General features: G+C 71.1%; 20 protein-coding genes. 9 read left to right on the forward strand and 11 right to left on the reverse strand.

Translation table 11 applies throughout. From position 1 onward, the window contains the following. Positions 1–17: 17 nt before the first annotated feature. Together DEJ29_RS04520 and DEJ29_RS04525 are read right to left on the reverse strand one after the other, a co-directional pair. Positions 18–776, reverse strand: coding sequence for a GntR family transcriptional regulator (locus tag DEJ29_RS04520; protein WP_027464530.1), 759 nt, complete (start codon positions 774–776; stop codon positions 18–20). Positions 777–915: 139 nt separating this feature from the next. Continuing rightward, positions 916–1,551: an exonuclease domain-containing protein gene (locus DEJ29_RS04525; protein WP_111094777.1), complete on the reverse strand. Its 636-nt coding sequence runs from the start codon at positions 1,549–1,551 to the stop codon at positions 916–918. A gap of 74 nt (positions 1,552–1,625) precedes the next feature. On the opposite strand from DEJ29_RS04525, the gene DEJ29_RS04530 reads away from it, so the two are divergent. From DEJ29_RS04530 to DEJ29_RS04540, 3 genes are read left to right on the forward strand one after another with little or no spacing between them, the layout of a single operon-like run. After that, positions 1,626–2,198, forward strand: coding sequence for a hypothetical protein (locus DEJ29_RS04530; protein WP_111094727.1), 573 nt, complete (start codon positions 1,626–1,628; stop codon positions 2,196–2,198). Positions 2,199–2,257: 59 nt separating this feature from the next. Continuing rightward, positions 2,258–3,331, forward strand: a complete 1,074-nt coding sequence (gene ychF, locus DEJ29_RS04535; RefSeq protein ID WP_027464533.1) for a redox-regulated ATPase YchF — start codon at positions 2,258–2,260, stop codon at positions 3,329–3,331. 12 nt (positions 3,332–3,343) lie between these two features. Beyond that, positions 3,344–3,715: a hypothetical protein gene (locus DEJ29_RS04540; RefSeq protein ID WP_111094728.1), complete on the forward strand. Its 372-nt coding sequence runs from the start codon at positions 3,344–3,346 to the stop codon at positions 3,713–3,715. Here the strand turns inward: DEJ29_RS04540 and DEJ29_RS04545 are convergent. Continuing rightward, positions 3,687–3,893: a helix-turn-helix domain-containing protein gene (locus DEJ29_RS04545; RefSeq protein WP_111094729.1), complete on the reverse strand. Its 207-nt coding sequence runs from the start codon at positions 3,891–3,893 to the stop codon at positions 3,687–3,689. The genes DEJ29_RS04540 and DEJ29_RS04545 overlap by 29 nt on opposite strands. Before the next feature lie 101 nt (positions 3,894–3,994). On the opposite strand from DEJ29_RS04545, the gene DEJ29_RS04550 reads away from it, so the two are divergent. Next, a complete protein-coding gene (locus tag DEJ29_RS04550; RefSeq protein WP_111094730.1) occupies positions 3,995–4,459 on the forward strand; it encodes a DUF8821 family protein in 465 nt (154 codons plus the stop codon). 82 nt (positions 4,460–4,541) lie between these two features. On the opposite strand, the gene DEJ29_RS04555 is transcribed toward DEJ29_RS04550, so the two are convergent. Further along, complete coding sequence (locus DEJ29_RS04555) at positions 4,542–4,829, reverse strand: hypothetical protein (RefSeq protein ID WP_017887091.1); 288 nt, start codon at positions 4,827–4,829, stop codon at positions 4,542–4,544. A 272-nt stretch (positions 4,830–5,101) separates the two neighbouring features. Next, on the reverse strand, positions 5,102–5,713 hold the full coding sequence (locus tag DEJ29_RS04560; RefSeq protein ID WP_111094731.1) for an HD domain-containing protein: 612 nt from the start codon (positions 5,711–5,713) through the stop codon (positions 5,102–5,104). Positions 5,714–5,852: 139 nt separating this feature from the next. On the opposite strand from DEJ29_RS04560, the gene DEJ29_RS04565 reads away from it, so the two are divergent. After that, a complete protein-coding gene (locus DEJ29_RS04565) occupies positions 5,853–6,662 on the forward strand; it encodes a hypothetical protein (RefSeq protein ID WP_111094732.1) in 810 nt (269 codons plus the stop codon). Then, on the forward strand, positions 6,659–8,530 hold the full coding sequence (locus DEJ29_RS04570; protein WP_111094733.1) for an amidase family protein: 1,872 nt from the start codon (positions 6,659–6,661) through the stop codon (positions 8,528–8,530). Before DEJ29_RS04565 ends, DEJ29_RS04570 begins: the two co-directional genes overlap by 4 nt. Positions 8,531–8,614: 84 nt before the next feature. Here the strand turns inward: DEJ29_RS04570 and DEJ29_RS04575 are convergent, their stop codons facing one another. Then, the gene (locus tag DEJ29_RS04575) at positions 8,615–9,391 is read right to left on the reverse strand and encodes an isocitrate lyase/PEP mutase family protein (protein WP_110864425.1); all 777 of its coding nucleotides are present in this window, start codon (positions 9,389–9,391) and stop codon (positions 8,615–8,617) included. 112 nt (positions 9,392–9,503) lie between these two features. On the opposite strand from DEJ29_RS04575, the gene DEJ29_RS04580 reads away from it, so the two are divergent. Together DEJ29_RS04580 and DEJ29_RS04585 are read left to right on the forward strand one after the other, a co-directional pair. Beyond that, positions 9,504–10,691, forward strand: coding sequence for a MalY/PatB family protein (locus tag DEJ29_RS04580; RefSeq protein ID WP_245164561.1), 1,188 nt, complete (start codon positions 9,504–9,506; stop codon positions 10,689–10,691). A 148-nt stretch (positions 10,692–10,839) separates the two neighbouring features. Next, on the forward strand, positions 10,840–11,220 hold the full coding sequence (locus DEJ29_RS04585; RefSeq protein WP_111033251.1) for a hypothetical protein: 381 nt from the start codon (positions 10,840–10,842) through the stop codon (positions 11,218–11,220). Positions 11,221–11,248: 28 nt separating this feature from the next. Here the strand turns inward: DEJ29_RS04585 and DEJ29_RS04590 are convergent, their stop codons facing one another. Together DEJ29_RS04590 and DEJ29_RS04595 are read right to left on the reverse strand one after the other, a co-directional pair. Further along, positions 11,249–11,434: a hypothetical protein gene (locus DEJ29_RS04590; protein ID WP_017887087.1), complete on the reverse strand. Its 186-nt coding sequence runs from the start codon at positions 11,432–11,434 to the stop codon at positions 11,249–11,251. Positions 11,435–11,514: 80 nt separating this feature from the next. Next, positions 11,515–12,003 carry a GNAT family N-acetyltransferase gene (locus tag DEJ29_RS04595; protein ID WP_111094734.1) on the reverse strand — a complete coding sequence of 163 codons (489 nt, stop codon included), beginning with the start codon at positions 12,001–12,003 and terminating at the stop codon, positions 11,515–11,517. Positions 12,004–12,071: 68 nt separating this feature from the next. Between DEJ29_RS04595 and DEJ29_RS04600 the strand changes: the two genes are divergently transcribed. Next, positions 12,072–12,956 (forward strand): LysR substrate-binding domain-containing protein, encoded by an 885-nt coding sequence (locus DEJ29_RS04600; protein WP_111094735.1) that lies wholly within the window; start codon positions 12,072–12,074, stop codon positions 12,954–12,956. 298 nt (positions 12,957–13,254) lie between these two features. Here DEJ29_RS04600 and DEJ29_RS04605 read toward each other — a convergent pair whose 3' ends face one another. The 3 genes from DEJ29_RS04605 to DEJ29_RS04615 form a co-directional block, all read right to left on the reverse strand. After that, complete coding sequence (locus DEJ29_RS04605) at positions 13,255–13,737, reverse strand: FBP domain-containing protein (RefSeq protein ID WP_027464546.1); 483 nt, start codon at positions 13,735–13,737, stop codon at positions 13,255–13,257. Positions 13,738–13,822: 85 nt separating this feature from the next. Next, positions 13,823–14,560, reverse strand: a complete 738-nt coding sequence (locus tag DEJ29_RS04610; protein WP_110864430.1) for a M48 family metalloprotease — start codon at positions 14,558–14,560, stop codon at positions 13,823–13,825. A 13-nt stretch (positions 14,561–14,573) separates the two neighbouring features. Then, positions 14,574–14,948 carry a BlaI/MecI/CopY family transcriptional regulator gene (locus DEJ29_RS04615; protein WP_111094737.1) on the reverse strand — a complete coding sequence of 125 codons (375 nt, stop codon included), beginning with the start codon at positions 14,946–14,948 and terminating at the stop codon, positions 14,574–14,576. Between the last annotated feature and the right edge of the window lie 59 nt (positions 14,949–15,007).

The raw sequence follows: 15,007 nt of genomic DNA on the forward strand, positions 1-15,007 counted from the left end.
ACCTCTCGCCGAGCGACCTACTTGTCGACGAGCGTGACCTCGAACGAGTACCGGTCCGGGCGGTAGCAGTGCACGCCGTACTCGACCGCACGGCCCGAGGCGTCGTACGCGGTGCGGCTCATCGTGAGCACCGGGTCGCCGTCCTCGATCTCGAGCAGGCCTGCCTCTTCGTCGGTGACCGCACGGGCCCCGATCCGTTGCTTCGCCACCCGCATCGTGACACCTCGGCCGCGCAGCAGCTGGTACAGCCCGTACGCCTGCAGGTCCTCGTCGGTCAGGTCGAGGAACTCCGGCGGCAGGTAGTTCTCGAGGATCGCCATCGGGACGTCCTCGGCGAACCGCACCCGCCGGATGTGCGCGACGGTCGTGCCGGGCTCGATGCTCAGTGCCGCGGCGACCTCGTCGGACGCGGGGACGTCGTTGCGCTGCAGGAGCTTCGTCGCCGGAGCCTGCGAACCCTGCGCCAGGTCGTCGTACAGGCTCGTCAACTCGACCTTGCGGGTCACCGGCCCGTGTACGACCTGGGTCCCGATGCCGCGGCGGCGCACCAGCAGACCCTTGTCGACGAGGTCCTGGATCGCGCGACGGATCGTCGGCCGCGACAGACCGAGACGCTCACCGAGGGCGATCTCGTTCTCGAGCCGGGCCCCTGGTGGCATCGCGCCGGAGCGGATCGACTCCTCGATGCGCGAGGCGACCTGGAAGTAGAGGGGCATGGGACCCGACCGGTCCAGGTCCATGAACAGGTCGGACGGCAGCTGGCCTTCGTTGGTCATCGCGGTCCTTCACACGTGCGGAGATGCCGGCGTCGGTGCCGACGGCATTGTCGTGACAATACCACCGGGGATGTGGCACCCCGGCCGCGCGCAGCGGGCGTTGCGTCAGTCGGCGAACACCGTCAGCCAGCGCAGACTCTCAGTCGGCGAACACCATCGGCCGGTTCGACAGCCGCGGCTGGCTCGCGGCCTTCGGCTTCTCGGCACGCGCGCGGACCGGGGCGATCGTCACCCGGGTCACCGCGCCGAGCGCCTCGACCGTCTCGACCCCGTGGTGCCCGGCGGCGTGCACGACGATCGCGGCGCAGGCCTCGGCGTCGGCGGCGGCGTCGTGGTGCTGGAAGCCCTCGAACCCGGCGGCCATCGCGGCGACCGGCAGCCGGTACGAGTCGAGCGTGTAGGTCTTGCGGGCGACCGCCAGGGAGCACAGCGAGTGGTGCTCGGCCAGGTCGATGCCCGTCGCGGAGCACCCACCGGCGATGACGCCCATGTCGAAGCGGGCGTTGTGCGCCACCAGGACGTCACCCTCGGCGAAGGCCACCAGGTCGGGGTACTGCTGCTCCCACGTCTTGGCGTGCGTGACGTCCTCGGCGACGATGCCGTGGATCCGGGTGTTCCACTCCAGGAACGCGTCGTGCCCGAACGGCGGGCGGATGAACCACGACGCCCGATCGACGACCCGGCCGGCTCGGACCTTCACGAGCCCGACGGAGCAGGCGCTGGCGGGCGAGCTGTTGGCGGTCTCGAAGTCGATCGCGGTGAAGTTCAACGGCACGGTCCCGATCGTCGCACGGGGTGCCGACATCGCCCTCGGTTCCCGTCGGCGTTGCGTGTGGCTACTGTCGGCGCATGGGGAACGAGGCCGACCGACGTCCGCTCGTCCTGGTGCTCGCCGGCGCCGGGTACGGGCAGCAGGCGCCGCTGCTCTGGTGGACGAGCGAGATCGCCGCCGCGGCCGGGTGCGAGGTCATCGCGCCTCGCTGGCACGTGGACGACGCTGCCGGTGCCGATCCGGTCGGGTTCGTCGAGGCCGCTGTTGCCGCGGCACTGGGGGACCGGCTGCCCGACCTCGTCGTCGCGAAGTCGTTCGGCTGCTTCGCCCTGCCGTGGGCGATCCGCCACGCGGTGCCCGGGGTCTGGCTGACGCCGGTCCTCACCCACGACGACGTCGCGGCAGCGCTCGCCGCTGCCAGCGACGCGCACGTCGCGATCGGGGGTGGAGACGACACAATGTGGCGGCCCGAGCGGGTCTCGGGGACGGCTGCGCGCCTCCAGACCGTCGACCATGCCGACCACTCGCTGCAGGTGCCGGGGGACTGGCGGCGATCGCAGCGGCTGCAGGCCGACGTCCTCGACGTCGTCGAGCGCCGCATCACGGCCCTGCTGCGGCCTCCGACGAGCGGGTTGCGTCCGCTGATCTGACGGACGGACTGGAGGCCCGGGTCGGCTCCGACAGGCCGCCGCCGGTAGGCTCTTCTTCCGTGGCTCTCACCATCGGAATCGTCGGTCTCCCGAACGTCGGCAAGTCGACCCTGTTCAACGCCCTGACCAAGAACCAGGTCCTCGCCGCGAACTACCCGTTCGCGACGATCGAGCCGAACGTCGGGGTGGTCAACCTGCCCGACTCGCGGCTCGACCAGCTCGCCGAGCTCTTCCACTCGGAGAAGACCGTGCCGGCGCCGGTGTCGTTCGTCGACATCGCGGGCATCGTCAAGGGCGCGAGCGAGGGCGAAGGCCTGGGCAACAAGTTCCTCGCCAACATCCGCGAAGCCGACGCCATCGCGCAGGTCGTCCGCGGCTTCACCGACGACGACGTCGTGCACGTGGCGAACAAGGTCTCCCCGAAGGACGACCTCGAGGTCATCAACACCGAGCTGATCCTCGCCGACATGGAGACCATCGACAAGGCGCTCCCGCGGTACGAGAAGACCGTGAAGCTCAAGCAGACCGAGCCGATCGTGCTCGAGACCGCTCGCGAAGCCCGTGCCGCGCTCGAGCAGGGCACGCTGCTGTCCGCCACGAAGATCGACCTCTCGCCGATCGCCGAGCTCGGCCTGCTCAGCGCCAAGCCCTTCATCTTCGTCTTCAACGTCGACGAGGCGATCCTGACCGACGAGTCCCGCAAGGCCGAACTGGCCGCGCTCGTCGCTCCGGCGCAGGCCGTGTTCCTCGACGCCCAGGTCGAGTCGGAGCTCATCGACCTCGACCCGGCCGACGCCGCCGAACTGCTCGAGTCGACCGGGCAGACCGAGTCGGGCCTCGACCAGCTCGCCCGCATCGGGTTCGACACCCTCGGGCTGCAGACCTACCTGACGGCCGGTCCGAAGGAAGCCCGTGCGTGGACGATCGGCAAGGGGTGGAAGGCTCCCCAGGCTGCCGGCGTCATCCACACCGACTTCGAGAAGGGCTTCATCAAGGCCGAGGTCATCTCGTTCGACGACCTGATGGAAGCCGGCTCGATCGCCGAGGCCCGCGCTGCCGGCAAGGCTCGCATCGAGGGCAAGGACTACGTCATGCAGGACGGCGACGTGGTGGAGTTCCGCTTCAACAACTAGGTCGGGGGACGCATGAGTCAACAGTTCGCCTTCTGGCGCACGAGCAAGCGACTCGATTCCGCGCAGGTGTACGAGTGCCTGGTCGAGGGTGAGCACGTCCCCGAACTCGAGGCCATCGACCACGAGGCCGTCGAGGCTGCGCTCATCGCCGCCTTCCCGGACTGGGCCGTCGAGAGGACCCGCGCTGACGGTGCAGACCAGACGATGCTCGCCGGGCCGGGGGACCGCGGCGCGCTCGACGTGAGCTACAGCCCGCAGATGGTGACCACGACCTGCTACGGCATGGAGCCGGAGCAGTGGAACGTCGTCATCTCGGCGGTGGTCGACCTGGGTTTGCCGCTGTACGACCCACAGATCAGCTACCGCTTCGACGGGTACGAGTGAAGCCGACCGATGGAGTCGGCATCCGCCGGAGCGACTCCGGGCGCGGCCGCTTCCGTCCGCTCTCGTACGCCGAGATGGTGGGCTGCTGCATGCCGGCGGCGGCAGCGAGACCGGTCTGCGAGAGGCCGAGGTCTTCGCGGGCGGCGCGGATGAGTTCCGCGGCACGTTCGACCCGCATGGCGACCTCCCTTATAGCTCCCGACTATAAGGGACTCGCCCTTGCGGATGAAGTGGCATGGGGGACTAGATTCGGCTCGTCCAGTGCCCGAGGAGGCCCCCATGCCGTACGTCGTCGACTTCGTGAACGTCTCCACGGTGGGGCTCGAGACCTCGCCGGTGGTGGATGCGCTCGCCGGACTCCGTGCGAACGAGGCCCGCTACTTCAAGAACAAGTACGACCACGACCTCACCACACGTCCTGCCGTCGAGGCTCCCGAGCTGGTCGAGTACGTCGCCCGCGTGCTCGTGGAGGAGCGGGGGCTCGTGATCGCGTCCCCGCCGCTCGAAGCCACGGAAGCGCTGGTCGACGGCGTCCGCTGGACCTACGTCTTCTACGAGTCCGGCCTGGCGATCAACGTGCTCTACACGCTCGAACCGGGCGGCAAGCGTGCGGTCGGGTTCAAGCTCTCCGACGGTATGGAAGTGCCGGAGGAACTCGCCGACAAGTTCAAGTTCGCCCGGCAGCGGTCGAAGCTCGCGGGCACGATCCGCGGCTCGTTCTTCGTGATCAAGGGCGAGTACTGACGCGTCGCACCGGGGCTGCCCCGGGAACGACGAAGCGCCGCCGAGCGAACTCGGCGGCGCTTCGTGGTGGTGCTGGTCGGACCTAGGCCGCGAGGGCCATCTCGCCCGCCTGCACGGACTGTGCCTGCAGCAGGGTGCGGCTGGCCTCGCCCGCCCAGGAGCGGCCCGGGACGGTCCAGCCGGCCTCGCCGACGGCGTCGAGCCGGGTGCCCCGGGTGACGAAGGTCCCCAGGTCGTCGGCTGCGATGCGGACGAGGTACTCGCGCTGCGAGCGGTCGTCGCGCACCGGGAACTCGGCGATGCGGTCGGGGGTGATCGTCGGGGCCGCGAGTGCGGTCCCGAACACGGTGATTCGTTCGTTGCTGGTCATGGTGCTGTACTTCCTGGTCATTCGGCGCCAGGGCGACTCGGTGTCGGCGGACGTCTCAGTCCAGCGCGACGCATCGAGTGCGGGGCGCGCACGTCGAGTTTCAACGTGCAGCTCGTCCGTTCGGATCGAGCGGTGTCTCGAGTGGAATGCGACTCGGGTGAGTCGGTGTCGAGAGGGTGGTGTGCGCGAGTCAGATGGGTTCGCTGCAGTGCACCAACCAGAGACTATACGCCCACCCCGCCGAGAAGTCCAGCGAGCGACCGGACCGAGCGTCAGGACGCCAGGAACGCCGTCCAGCGGTCTCCGCCGGCGGCCACGTTGCCCGAGCCGTCGAGGCGAGCCGCGGCCGAGGAGGGCTTGCGCGAAGCCTGCTCGTGGATCAGCCCGTCGAACGACGCCGAGAAGTCCAGACGGGGCAGCGCGGCCGTGATGTCCCGCAGGTCGTCGGACGACCACCTGTCGAAGCCCACGCCGGAGACGTCGAGCGAGGTCGCGACCTCGAGCAGGTGCCCCTCGGCGTCGAGCTCCGGGTCGACGGACCGCCACATGTGCCGTTCGATGATCTCGCCGACCCGACGGGCTGGTACGGCGTCCCACCCGGCACCGAGCGCGAAGACCGAACCGACCGCGCCGCCGGCGTCCTCGAAGGGCACCCGGTGGGCGTCGAACGACGGGGTCACGCCGAGGTCGTGCAGCATCGTCGCGACGAAGAGCAGCTCGGGGTCCGGTTCGAGGTCGACCGTCGGGGCGAGCAGGACGGCCCAGGCCCACGAGCGCAGGCAGTGGTTCACCAGCGCGGGGGAGGACCAGGTGCGGACGACGTCCAACGCCCGTGCAGCGACGGGGGAGGGTGGGGTGAGCAGGGCTTCGACATCGACCGACATAGCACGACAGTAGCGGCAGGAACGAGCCGTAACGGGGCGGAAACGTGCCGGGCCAGAACCGGAAACAGCGCCCCGTTAGCTTTCGGTTCACTGAGTACCCGCTCAGCACCCCTCCACCCCACCCGAAGGAACTGCGCCCATGCAGCACCGACCACGGCTGCGCCCACGCGCGACGATCGTCTCCTCGACGCTCGTCGCCGCCGGGGCGTTCGGCCTCGCCGTCCTGACGGCCGCTCCGGCCCAGGCAGCGCCCACCGCGACCACCGCCACCATCGACGCCCCGGCCACCGTGACCGTCGGCACGGCGTTCGACGTCGACCTGACGATCCCGGACACCGCCGACGTCTACGCGTACGAGATCACGCTCGAGGCCGACTCGGTGGAGTACCGGGACGACAGCGTCACCGGCCCGGACGGCGGCTTCGACACTGTCGAGCAGGACGGCGACGCCCTGACGATCGTGCACACCCGCCTCGGCACCTCGCCGGCACTCGACGGCGACCTGACCACCTCGATCTCGCTGACCCCGACCGCGGTCGGCAGCGTCGACCTCGACGTCACGAGCATCACCCTCGTCGGCTCCGACGGCACGTCGACGACCCTCGGCGACCCGGCGAGCACCACCGTCGTGGTCGCCGCGGCCGCGACCACCGCCCCGACGGCCACGCCGACGCCGGGCGCGACCACGCAGCCCGGTGCCGGTGGCGGCACGGATGCACCCACTGTCCCCGGTGACCCGACGGCACCGGGCACCGACCCGACCGACGGCGCCACCGCCGTGGCGGGAGTCGGCGGGGGCGACCGTCCGACCGGCGGCGACCTCGCCTGGACGGGCGCGGACGTCGCGCCGTGGATCGCCGCGTCCATCGCCCTGCTCGCAGCCGGCGGCACCCTGATCACCCTGCGGGCCCGTCGTGCCCGCCGCGACCGCACCGGAGCCTCCGCATGACCGCCACGAAGCAGGCCGCCACGAAGCGGGCCTCCAGCAAGAAGCGCACCACCGTCGCCGGCGCATCGCTGATCGCCCTCGTCGGCACCGTCCTCGCCGCGACCCCCGCGATCACGGCCGCTGCAGCACCCGCAGCCGTCGACGCCAGCCCCGCCGCCATGCTCGCGCCGTACTACACGGACCTCGACCTGACCGGCGACGACCAGGTGACGAATGCCGACCTCGCCGTGCTCACCGACCACCTCGGTGCGACGACCGTGAGCACCGACTGGGCGACGGTCAGCGCCGCGGACACCGACGCCGACGGCACCATCACCGTCGCGGACCTGGCCGGGTTGTCCCAGCGGATGATCTACGACGACGGCCCGTTCCAGCTCGTCGAGTCGTCGACCATCGACATGCAGGCCGCGATGAACGCCGGCGTCACCACGTCGGTCGCGATCACGCAGGACTACCTCGACCGCATCGCCGCGTACGACCGCACGAAGGCCGACACCGCGTCGACCGGGCGCGCGCTCAACTCGATCGTCACCACCAACGCCGACGCCCTGGCCGCCGCGAAGACCGCGGACGCCGAGCGCGCCGAGCACGGGATGACGAGCATGCTGCTCGGCGTGCCGATCGCTGTGAAGGACAACTACGACACGAAGGACATGCCGACCACCGGTGGTTGCGGCTGCTGGGACGACAACCAAACCGACACCGACGCCGCCATGGTCACCGGCCTCCGCGACGCCGGCGCCGTGATCCTGGCGAAGGCCAGCCTCGACGAGTTCGCCTTCGGCTTCGTCTCCGAGTTCTCGTCGAACCAGCCCGCCGGCTCGTCGCTCCTGGTCGCCAGCCCGTACAACACGGCGCAGACGGCCGGTGGCTCGAGCGGCGGCACCGGTGCGGCGATCTCCGCGAACCTCGCCGGGATCGGCTTCGGCACCGACACCGGCGGCTCGATCCGCGTGCCGTCGACGTACAACCAGCTCGTCGGCATCCGGCCCACGGTCGGACTGACCAGCCGTGACGGGATCATCCCGCTCGCCCTGTCGCAGGACACCGGCGGCCCGATCACCCGCTCGGTCACCGACGCGGCGGTCGCGCTCGACGCAGTCACCGGCGTGGACGCGGCGGACCCGGCGACGGCTGCGCAGGCCGGCAAGGTGCCGACGTCGTACACGTCGTCGCTCGACGCCGACTCACTGCAGGGCGCCCGCATCGGCTACGTGACGAGCATGGTCGGCACGAACGCCACGACGAAGCGCCTGTTCGACGCCTCCGTCGCGAAGCTCGAGGCCGCCGGTGCCACCGTCGTCCCGATCACCGCGACGACGGCCTTCAACCGGGTCCTGTCCGAGGGCAGCGGCAGCACGAACGAGTTCAAGCACGACCTGGACGAGTACGTCGCGAAGCACCTCGACCCCGACGTCACCGCGCGTTCCCTGCAGGGCATCCTGGCCTCGGGTGAGTACGTGCCGAGCCGCAAGAGCACCTACCAGTCGCGCGACCTGATCACCGACACGCAGTACCAGGCGTGGGCCGGACCGACGGGGTCGCACACGACGCAGCTCGCCACCGGCAAGCAGCTCGTGACGCAGATGCTCGACGACCAGGACCTCGACGCGCTCGTCTACCCGTCGGGCACGCCGTACGGCACGCAGTCGACGAACATGCGCCTCAGCCCGAACACCGGCATGCCGGCGATCACCGTCCCGATGGGCCAGGCGACCGCTGCCGACAACACCATCACCGGTGCCGGCGTGAACCTGGAGTTCCTCGGCCGCTCCTTCGACGAGAGCACGGTCATCGGCCTCGGCTACGCCTTCGAGCAGGAGACGCACGCGCGCACCACGCCCGCGCTGTACCCGGCGCTCGGCTGAGCTGAGCGGGTCGCGTGACGTGACCACAGGACGGACGGGAGGCCCGTGGCGACACCGCCACGGGCCTCCCGTCCGTCTGCTCCGTCAGTTCAGGGTCGGGGTGTCCTCCGGCACGACGCCGTCGGCGTACAGGTCGGTCGCCAGGTCGCGGAGCGCGCGCAGCGCGACCCGCTGCGTGAGCGGGCCGTAGGAGATGCGGGCGACGCCGAGCGCCTCGTACTCGGCGGCGGGCAGGGCGCCGGGCAGGCCGATGACCGAGAGCTTGCCGCGGCCCAGACCGGCGACGAGTCGCTCGACCACGGAACGCTCGACCGCGCCGGGCACGAAGACCAGGGCGGCGCCGTTGTCCAGGAACGCCTTGCCGCGGGCGATTGCGTCCTCGATGCTCTCGTCGACCGGGCGCTCGCCGCCGCGCACGATCGCGTCGGTGCGCGCGTTCAGCTGGAAGTCGACGCCCTCGGCCTCTGCCGCTGCGGTGATCGCGGCGACGCGGGCGACCGCCTCGTCGAAGGGACGCAGCCGGTCCTCGACGTTGGCACCCACGATGCCGGAGCCGATGGCGCGGCGGATCGTCTCGGCGGGGTCCTCGTAGCCGTCGTCCAGGTCGGCGGTGACCGGCAGGTCCGTGGCAGCGGCGACGATCGCGGCTCCGGACAGGGCGAGGTCGAGGGGCATGCCGCCGTCCTCGTACCCGTACGACGCGGCGATCGAGTGCCCGGCGGTGGCGATCGCCTTCGTGCCGGGCAGGTCGCTGACGACCTTGGCGGTGATCGCGTCCCACACGTTCACGACGCGCAGGATCTCGGGGGCTTCGTGCAGCTGCTTCAGGGTGACGGCCTTGTCGGCGGTGCTCGTGCTCATGCTGCCGACAGTAAGCCGACGGGGCGGCCCCCGGCCGTCACCCCACCCGAAGACGACGTGGGATGACGTCGGGAGTCGCGCCGGGCCTCCTGGCAGGGGCATGCTGGGACGCATGGCGAGCGACGAGCAGGACCCGGTTGGCACGCTCCGCGGGGTCCGGACGAGCATCAAGTGGACGCGGTACGCGCCCGACGTGCTGCCCCTGTTCGTCGCCGAGATGGACCACGACGTCGCGCCGGCGATCCGGCAGGCCCTGATCGAACGGGTCTCGCAGTCCGACCTCGGGTACCTCGACGGCCCCGGGCCGCTCGCTCCCGCGTTCGCGCAGTTCGCGCTGGACCGCTGGGGCTGGGAGATCGATCCGTCGCGGATCCACCTGGCCACCGACGTCAGCGTCGGGATCGTCGAGTCGCTGCGGCTCGCGCTGCCTGACGGCGGCCGAGTCGCGATCACACCGCCGGTGTACCCGCCGTTCTTCGAGCTCGTCGAAGAGGCCCGATGTCAGGTCGAGGAGGTCCCGCTGCTCGAGCAGTGGGGGCAGTACCGGCTCGACCTGGAGGGCCTCGAGCGGGCGTTCGCCGGCGGGGTCGGCGTCTTCCTGCTCTGCAACCCGCACAACCCGGTCGGGCTCGTGCACGACCGGGCCGACCTCGTCGCGATCGCCGAACTCGCTGCGAAGTACGACGTCCTCGTCATCAGCGACGAGATCCACGCACCCCTGACCCACCCCGGCGTGCAGTTCACCCCGTTCGCCGCCGTCGCCGAGCCGCTCGGTGCCCGGAGCGTGTGCGTGACCTCGGCGAGCAAGGGCTGGAACCTCGCCGGTGTGAAGTGCTCGGTCATCGTCGCTGGCGATCCCCGGACCGCCGCGCTCCTCGACACCCTGTGGGAGGAGGTCGCCTGCCGCACGAGCATCCTCGGGCTGCACGCGAACCTGGCGGCGTTCACCCTGGCGACGGACTGGCTCGACGACGTCGTGGCGCGCATCGTGGCGAACGACCGGCTGCTCGCCAAGCTGCTCGCCGAGCACCTGCCCGGGGTCGTCTACACGCGGCCGCGCGCCGGGTACCTGGCGTGGCTCGACTTCCGGGGCATCGGCCTCGGTGACGACCCCGCGGTGCCGCTGCGTGAGAACGCGTACGTCGCGCTGAACTCCGGGTTGGGGTTCGGGTCCGAGGGGCGTGGGTTCGTCCGGCTCAACCTGGCGTGCTCACCGGAGACCCTGCGTGAGGCCGTGTTCCGGATCGCCTCGGCGTACCCGTCGAGCGCACAGGAGGGGCTGGTCTGGCACGTTGCCTGAGTGCATGCCGCTGACCCAGCCGAGAGGTCTTGTCTACTTCGAGTAGACAGCTTTGCCCAATCCCGATTGGACGCTTAGCGTGAAGCGCGCGGAACTCGTGGACCGGTTTACCCGATCGGCCGAGTCAACATCGGGGAGAAGGCCGGGAATGAGCCGACACACTGTTCGCGCCGAGCGCGACGGGAAGTACTGGGTGATCTGGATCGACGGCGTCATCCGGACGCAGGCGAAGCGCGAACGAGAGATCGAGCTGATGGCCCGCGACTGGCTCTCGCTGATGAACGACGACCGCGATCCGGAGTCCTTCGAACTCGTCGTCGAGGTGGCGATGCCCGAAGCGGCGCAGGCGCACCTGGATCGGGCGGTCGCGCTCCGCGAGGAGTCCGAGCGCGCACGCATCGAGGCGGCAAAGGAGACGGCCGCCGCGGCGTTGGTCCTGCACGAGTCCGGGCTCACGGTGCGTGAGATCGGACCACTGCTCCACGTCTCGCACCAGCGAGCACAACAGCTGGTCGCCGCGGCTCGCTGACCGACCTGGTCATCGCGCTCCGCTGCGGTCAGGCCACGTACTGGTTGCGGCCGACGACGCGGATGCGCAGGTCGTCGTCACGGTCCATCGCGAGGAGCTCGCGGGCCACGAACCCGACGGACGGCCACCGGGACACCTCGGTCACCATGAAGCCGTCGATGAAGACCTGCCACGCGCCGGCCTCGCGGACCGCCTGCACCTCGTACGTCGCCATGCCGCGAGCGTACCGGGACCGGGCTGCCGTCAGTGCAGGTCGAACGGCGGTGCAGGTCGAACGTCAGCGCAGGTCGAACGTCAGTGCAGGTCGAGGGTCATGTGCACGTCGGCTCGCACGTACGGACTCGGGGCGACCTCGTCCTCGCGCAGGTGCCGGAACCCGAACGCCTCGTACAGGTGCACGGCGCTGGCGAGCTGTGCGTTGCTCTCCAGGTCGATGCGGCGTGCGCCGAGTTCGCGCGCCCGGTCGAGCGCAGCGGTGATGAGCTTCCGCCCGGTGCCGTGCCCCTGGTGGTCGGGGGAGACCGCCATCTTCACGAGCTCGAACACGCCGGGGGTGGTGGGCACGACCCCGATGCACCCGATGACCTGGTCGTCGAGCCGGGCGACCAGGACGGCCCCGCCCCGTTCCACGACGCGGCCGACGGGATCGGAGAGGAACACGCGGTCCTCGTCCTCGAGGGTGAAGTACCGGGTGATCCACGCCTCGTTGAGCGTGCGGAAGGCCTCGGCGTCCGCGTGGGTGGCGAGGTCGGCGATGGTGACGGTGGAGGTCGCTTCGGGCATGCAACCATCCTCGGGCGGCGATGCAGTCACGTCCAATACTCGTTCGCGCTGATCGATACGCTGTGTGCATGGATCGCAAACCGGACGTCGACCTCCGGCAGCTGCGGGCGTTCCTGGCCGTCGCCGACGAGCTGCACTTCGGCCGTGCTGCCGAGCAGCTGCGGATCGCCCAGCCCGCGCTGTCCCAGCAGATCCGGCGCACCGAACGCGCGCTCGGGGTCGACCTGTTCGTCCGGACCAGCCGCAGCGTCGCCCTGACCGCCGCCGGCCGGGTGCTGCAGGGGCGTGCGCGATCGCTGCTCGGGCAGGTGCGACGGGACCTCCACGAGACGGTGCGGGTCGGTCGGGGCGAGGTCGGTCGGCTCGACGTCGGGTTCGTCGTCTCCGCGCTGCCCCTCGGTCCGATCGAACGCGTGCAGGCGTTCCGGGAGCGCTACCCGCTGGTCCGGGTGGAACTGACCGAGGGGTACTCGTCGACCCTGCTCGCCCGGATCGTCCGTGGCGAACTCGACCTCGCCGTCGTCCGCGATGCCGACCCGGACCCCGCCGTGCGGCTGCTGCCGTTCCGGTCCGAGGCCTTCGTCGCCGCCGTTCCGCGTGGGCACCGCCTGGCGGACCGCGAACGCATCCGCGGCACCGAACTGGTCGACGAGCCGTTCGTGTTCTTCCCGGCGGTCGCGGGGGCCCTGGCGACCGAGCGCAACCTCGCACCGGTCACCGCCGGTGGCCGCCGCCCGGTCATCGTGCAGGAGGCCACGACCTGGGCGACCGTGCTGCACCTGGTCGGGGTGGGCCTCGGTGTCACGGTGGTGCCGGAGAGTGCTGCGCTCGCCGCACCCGACACGGTGGCGCTCCTGCCGCTCGAGGGCAGCGACCACCGCAGCGAGCTCGCCTGGGCGATGCGCGCCGACGACGACCGCGAGATCCTGCGCAACTTCGTCGCCGCGGGCTGACCGAGCGGACCTGCTGCGCGAGCGGACGCCGTTCGGGCGTCCTCGCTCAGCCGAGCGACAGGTACGGGCGCCCGGTGGTCACCGAGTTCGTCGATGCGCCACGGCCGAGCCCCGCGCAGTGTCAAGCCGAGCTGGACGAGCACGAACCCGACGTGCGGCTCGACGTCGGGGTCCCACGGCCCCTCGACGCCCAGACCGAACGCGCCGAGTTCGTCGTCGGCCTCGTCCCGCAGCGTCAGCCGCCACCGTCCGTCGCCGAGTTCCTCGACCACGGCCCAGCGGGCGGTGCCGAACCGGCTCACGCCGTCTTGGTGATGTCCGCGGTGAAGTTCTGCACGCGCTGCAGCAGGGAGGCACCACGCATCGCGATGGTCGCGGGCGGGTTCAGGTGCGGGGGCGCGGTGCGGATCAGCATCGGGCACCCGAGGTCTTCGCAGATGTACGTGCCGATCGTGTTGCCGTTGCGCCCGGACTCACCGGCACGCGCGGCGGAGAACAGCCGGACCTGGGTCGCGGGCTGCGGCGAGTGGCAGAACGAGCACATCGCGGCGATGCCGGGGCGCAGCGAGCCACCGGCGGACCGGACGACGATGCCCACGGGGCGCTCGTCGATCCAGGACACGATGTACCCGCGGCGGGCGGCCTGCGGGTCGCGCCAGCCCAGGAACTCGCGTTCGTCCCAGAGTGTCTCGTGCAGGCCCGGGATGGGCAGCTGTGCGAGTTCGTCGGGGGTGGCGTTCACGAACGACGATCGGATGTCGGCTTCGGTCAGTGGCTTCACGGTCCGATCACCATATGCCTCGCCCCCGACACGTGGTGCGTCACGACAGTCGTGTGGTCGACGGTGCGGTCTCGGATCGCCCCGTTCAGGACAGTCTGGAGGCGCGGATCGCCCCGAGCGCGCTGCTCCCGTCCGCCACCAGCACCGCCCGGCGCAGGGCGTCGCGTCCGACGCGACGGGCCGCCGCGTCGTCCGCGGCGAACTCCACGAGCACACGCGTCGACCGCGCCATGGCGCGCGCACCGGGCACCCACGGGACCGCACGCTCGATCGATTCCGCGACCGCGACCGCAGCCGCGTGGTGCTGGGTCAGGTGGGCGCGTTCGTGGGCGACCACGGCCTCCAGTTCGTCGGTGCGCAACCGGTCTGCCAAGCCGGTGCTGACGAGGACGCCACCGCTCCGACCCGGCACGGCGCACGCCAGTGCGTGGTCGGCCTCGACGACGGCGACGGGGGTGCCGTCGATCTCGCGGTGCGGGGCGACGCCGGAACGCATCGCCTGCCGGACGGCCTCGTGTTCCGGGCCGGGGCGCACCCGGACCGCGACGACGAACGCGACGACCGCGAGGAGCGCGACGCCGACGTTGAAGCCGTGCGTGGGGGAGCCGTCCCCGCCGAACAGCTCGGTGACCGGACGGTCGGCGAGCACCACGAGGGTGATGCCGGCCACGAAGCCGACGACGCCGAGCAGGACCGCGACCGACCAGCAGACCAGCGCGGTGCGGGGCCGGTCGATCGTCCAGGCGGAACGGGTCAGGACGCGCGGCGCGAACACCACCACCGCGAGTGCGAGGACGATGAGCGCGATGCCGGCGACGACCACGGTGCGCAGCCGGTCAGGAGCGTGCGCGGGCGTCGAGGGCGCGACGCAGGGCCTCGAGGTCGTCCGAGGCGAGCGACCCGGTGAACTGCAGCAGGGCGGCCTCGCGGTCGGCCGAGGCGGCCAGTGCACTCGACATCAGGGAGGCGGTCTGCTCGTCACGACTGTGCACGGCACGGAACGTCAGGGGAGCGTCGTCGTGCTGCTCGCGTTCGACCTGGCCCTTGCGGCCGAGCCGGTCGAGCACGGTGAGCACGGTGGTCAGTGCGGGGCGGGGCTCCGGGAACGCGTCGAGCACCTGTCGTGCGGTGAGCCCGGCGTCCGCGGACCGGAGTGCGTCGAGCACCGCCTGCTCCAGCTGCCCCCGAGGGCGTGATCGTTGTCCGGCCATCACCGCATTCTACGAGATGTCGAAGGCCGGATCGCGACACACGCCCGTAACGCGGCCTC

Origin of the sequence: Curtobacterium sp. MCPF17_021 (genome assembly GCF_003234605.2) — a bacterium.
GTDB classification, from domain to species: domain Bacteria; phylum Actinomycetota; class Actinomycetes; order Actinomycetales; family Microbacteriaceae; genus Curtobacterium; species Curtobacterium flaccumfaciens.

Excerpts from the sequence above, each read along its gene's own strand:
- DEJ29_RS04570 (WP_111094733.1), top strand. The coding sequence starts at position 6,659 with ATGACCGCCACGAAGCAGGCCGCCACGAAGCGGGCCTCCAGCAAGAAG.
- DEJ29_RS04580 (WP_245164561.1), top strand. The coding sequence starts at position 9,504 with ATGGCGAGCGACGAGCAGGACCCGGTTGGCACGCTCCGCGGGGTCCGG.
- DEJ29_RS04600 (WP_111094735.1), top strand. The coding sequence starts at position 12,072 with ATGGATCGCAAACCGGACGTCGACCTCCGGCAGCTGCGGGCGTTCCTG.
- DEJ29_RS04575 (WP_110864425.1), bottom strand. The coding sequence starts at position 9,391 with ATGAGCACGAGCACCGCCGACAAGGCCGTCACCCTGAAGCAGCTGCAC.
- DEJ29_RS04550 (WP_111094730.1), top strand. The coding sequence starts at position 3,995 with ATGCCGTACGTCGTCGACTTCGTGAACGTCTCCACGGTGGGGCTCGAG.
- DEJ29_RS04555 (WP_017887091.1), bottom strand. The coding sequence starts at position 4,829 with ATGACCAGCAACGAACGAATCACCGTGTTCGGGACCGCACTCGCGGCC.
- DEJ29_RS04615 (WP_111094737.1), bottom strand. The coding sequence starts at position 14,948 with ATGGCCGGACAACGATCACGCCCTCGGGGGCAGCTGGAGCAGGCGGTG.
- DEJ29_RS04590 (WP_017887087.1), bottom strand. The coding sequence starts at position 11,434 with ATGGCGACGTACGAGGTGCAGGCGGTCCGCGAGGCCGGCGCGTGGCAG.
- DEJ29_RS04585 (WP_111033251.1), top strand. The coding sequence starts at position 10,840 with ATGAGCCGACACACTGTTCGCGCCGAGCGCGACGGGAAGTACTGGGTG.
- DEJ29_RS04560 (WP_111094731.1), bottom strand. The coding sequence starts at position 5,713 with ATGTCGGTCGATGTCGAAGCCCTGCTCACCCCACCCTCCCCCGTCGCT.
- DEJ29_RS04540 (WP_111094728.1), top strand. The coding sequence starts at position 3,344 with ATGAGTCAACAGTTCGCCTTCTGGCGCACGAGCAAGCGACTCGATTCC.
- DEJ29_RS04595 (WP_111094734.1), bottom strand. The coding sequence starts at position 12,003 with ATGCCCGAAGCGACCTCCACCGTCACCATCGCCGACCTCGCCACCCAC.
- DEJ29_RS04565 (WP_111094732.1), top strand. The coding sequence starts at position 5,853 with ATGCAGCACCGACCACGGCTGCGCCCACGCGCGACGATCGTCTCCTCG.
- DEJ29_RS04545 (WP_111094729.1), bottom strand. The coding sequence starts at position 3,893 with ATGCGGGTCGAACGTGCCGCGGAACTCATCCGCGCCGCCCGCGAAGAC.
- DEJ29_RS04530 (WP_111094727.1), top strand. The coding sequence starts at position 1,626 with ATGGGGAACGAGGCCGACCGACGTCCGCTCGTCCTGGTGCTCGCCGGC.
- DEJ29_RS04520 (WP_027464530.1), bottom strand. The coding sequence starts at position 776 with ATGACCAACGAAGGCCAGCTGCCGTCCGACCTGTTCATGGACCTGGAC.